Origin of the sequence: Trebonia sp., assembly GCF_049794275.1 — a bacterium.
Lineage (GTDB): Bacteria > Actinomycetota > Actinomycetes > Streptosporangiales > Streptosporangiaceae > Trebonia.
The window spans coordinates 1-2814 of record NZ_JBARCR010001203.1 but is presented as its reverse complement, the minus strand read 5'-3'; the positions used below and the strand labels follow the sequence as shown (position 1 = coordinate 2814).

Annotated in this window: 3 protein-coding genes; 1 reads left to right on the top strand and 2 read right to left on the bottom strand. The window is 70.2% G+C overall.

Annotation, left to right across the window (positions count from 1 at the left end; translation table 11 throughout):
• Positions 1 to 1279 (bottom strand): acyltransferase family protein (locus WA805_RS29660; protein WP_425243974.1); only part of this gene is annotated, 1279 nt, incomplete at its 3' end.
• 92 nt (positions 1280 to 1371) lie between these two features.
• Between WA805_RS29660 and WA805_RS29655 the strand changes: the two genes are divergently transcribed.
• Positions 1372 to 1875, top strand: a complete 504-nt coding sequence (locus tag WA805_RS29655; protein ID WP_422274990.1) for a MarR family winged helix-turn-helix transcriptional regulator — start codon at positions 1372 to 1374, stop codon at positions 1873 to 1875.
• Between the two features lie 3 nt (positions 1876 to 1878).
• Here the strand turns inward: WA805_RS29655 and WA805_RS29650 are convergent, their stop codons facing one another.
• Positions 1879 to 2733 (bottom strand): GNAT family N-acetyltransferase, encoded by an 855-nt coding sequence (locus WA805_RS29650; protein ID WP_422288902.1) that lies wholly within the window; start codon positions 2731 to 2733, stop codon positions 1879 to 1881.
• Positions 2734 to 2814 lie beyond the last annotated feature (81 nt).

The window sequence follows — 2814 nt, the reverse complement described above, 5'->3', positions numbered from 1 at the left end:
CGCTGGTGACGGCCGCCTCCGAGCTGGCGGAGGCGGCGACACCGGCGGTGTAGCCGGGGGCACGCCTGGCCAGCCGGTGGCCCAGCCGCTGCATCGGCTTCTCGATCGTGTAGTAGGTGAGCGCGCTGACCGCGATGATCACGACCGCCAGCGCGACGAACACCCCCGCCTGGACCGGCTCCGTCGAATGGTCCAGGCGGTGCAGCGCGGGGACATCCCGGTAGGCGTCGAACACCAGCGGATGCAGCAGGTAGACCGAGAAGCTGATCACGCCCAGCCAGGCCGCGACCCGCGGCACCTTCCGGTTCCTCGCCGCCATCCCCAGGCCGAACGTGGCCGCGGCGAGCAGGATCGAGGTCGCCCACTGGACCTGCCACTGGTGGCCCATGCGCGCCCCGTGCCATAGCCCCGCGGCGGTGGTGAGCGCGAGGACGGCGAGCACCGTGCCCGCGGCCACGAACCGGTTCAGCTGTCCCTGCTCGGCCCGGTAGATCACCGTCCCGGTAAACATCAGCGCCAGGATCTCGTACCCCGACCACGGGTACGGCGATCCCTGGTTGACGCTGACCAGGACCAGTGCGGTGAGCGCGGCGAGAGCCCCGCCCAGCCGCGCCGGCCAGCGCTTGTCGGTGACGGCCAGCACGATGCCGCCGATGATCAGCGCGTCGGCGGTCACGTTGAGCCAGAGCGGGCCGTGGCCGTAATGCTCCGACCAGCGGGCAAGCGCCGCCATCGGCAGCACGCCGCCGAGCGCTACCGCGCCGACCGCGAAGGTCAGCGCGTAGCTGCTGCTGCGAGCGTGGATCCGCCAGCTGAACAAGGCCGCGAGCAGCAGGTAGAAGACCATCTCGTAGGAGAGAGTCCACGTAACGTTCGGCACGTTGGGGCCGGTGAGCAGGTTCGGCAGCATGAGCAGCCATGACATGACCGACGTCAGCGGGTGGTGCTCGGCGCCCCTGATCGTGCCGAACCTGTTCCAGTAAGCGATGGCGGCCAGCACGATAGCCGCCGCGTACATCGGGAACAGCCGGAACCCGCGGCTGGTCCAGAACGCCCGCAGGCTGCCCTTGCGCTCCAGCGACGCCGGCACGATGTAGCCGCTGACCAAGAAGAACACGAAGACGCCGTACTCGCCGAAATTGAACCACTGATACAGGAAGTCCCGCGCAGGAAGCAGCAGCAGCGTGGAGCCGTGGTCGAACACCACGCAGAGGGCGGCGAACCCGCGCAGCGCGTCCAGCCACGCCAGCCTGCTTGTGGTTCCTGCGGTCTTCGGCATCTCGCCGTACGTTACCCCACCGCGCCCGGTGGCGGCCGCCAGGCCGATGGACGTTGTAGCCTGCACGGGGCGCGACGGGTAGGTTACGTGGTATGCCGACAGAGCCCCGGGCCGAGGGCGCGACGCTTTCCGCCGACACGCGCTGGCTTACCCCTGACGAGCAGCGCGCCTGGGGCACGTACATCCGGCTGGCGAAGATGCTGATGCGGCAGCTCGACAGGGACCTGCACCCGTTCGGGCTCTCCACCAACGACTACGAGATCCTCGTCGAGCTGTCAGAAGCTCCAGAGATACGGCTGCGGATGACCGAGCTCGCCGACCTCACCGCCCAGTCCCGCAGCAGGCTCTCGCACCAGATCACCCGCATGGAGGCCAAGGGACTGGTCCGCCGCGAGGGCTGCGACGGGGACAAGCGCGGCACGTTCGCGGTGATCACCCCGCGCGGCCAGGCCATCATCGAGCGGGTCGCCCCGTCCCACGTGGACAGCGTCCGGCAGCACTTCATCGACCAGGTGTGCCCCGAGCACCTCAAGGTGCTCACCGACGCCTACGAACCGGTCCTCAACCGCCTCCGCAAGGTCCGCGACAGGGACTAGCGGCTAGAACAGGACGGACATGAACTCGCCGACTTCACGGAAGCCGGCGCGGAGGTAGGCGGCCCTGGCCGGGGCGTTGAAGTCGTTGACGTAGAGCGACACAACCGGCGAGACCGAGCGGCGGGCCTCGTTGACCACGGCGGCCATGCCGGGCGCGGCCAGGCCCTGGCCGCGGAACTCCGGGCGGACCCAGACGCCCTGGACCTGGCACGCCTGCGGGGTGGCGGCGCCGACCTCGGCCTTGAAGATCACCCGGCCGTCCTCGATCCGCGCGAACGCGCGGCCGGCGCGCACCAGCTCGCTGACCCGCGCACGGTAGGCGGTTCCCCCGTCGCCCGAGAGCGGCGAGACACCGACTTCCTCCGTGAACATGGCTATCGAGGCGGGAAGCAAAATATCAATTTCGTCAGAACGTACGCGCCTGACTGCGGGATCGGCAGCTATCTCCGGCGGACCGTCGATGGCCATCAGCGGCTGCGCTGCCCGCACGTCGCGCGCCGGGCCCCACTGCGGGCGCAGCAGTCCCCAGAGCTGCGCCACCGCGGCGGACGGCCCGACGAGGGAGGAGCAGCGGCGGCCCTGGCGCAGCGCCCGCTCCGCGAACGCGGGCACGGCCGCCTGGCTGGCCTGCACCGGGACCAGGTTCGCGCCGGCGTAGCACAGCGCGGTCAGCTGGCCGCCTGGCTCGAAGCCCCAGATCTGGGCACCGAGACGGCCCGGCTCGAGCCCGAAGGCCCGGATACGAGACGCGACGAACACATTTGCCACCGGGTCGGTGTCGCACAACGCGAGCGCCGCGGCCCGGTCGCGGTCGTCGAGCAGCCTGGCCGGCTCCGACCGCTGCCTAACGCGCAACATAATGTCAGCCTAACTGCCCAGCCGCGGCGGCGCTTAACGCCCCGCACCTGAGCGGAATGTTAGTGCCGCCGTATGCTGCTC

Bases quoted from the DNA above. Each gene is read 5' to 3' on its own strand.
- WA805_RS29650 (WP_422288902.1), bottom strand. From the start codon at position 2,733: ATGTTGCGCGTTAGGCAGCGGTCGGAGCCGGCCAGGCTGCTCGACGAC.
- WA805_RS29655 (WP_422274990.1), top strand. From the start codon at position 1,372: ATGCCGACAGAGCCCCGGGCCGAGGGCGCGACGCTTTCCGCCGACACG.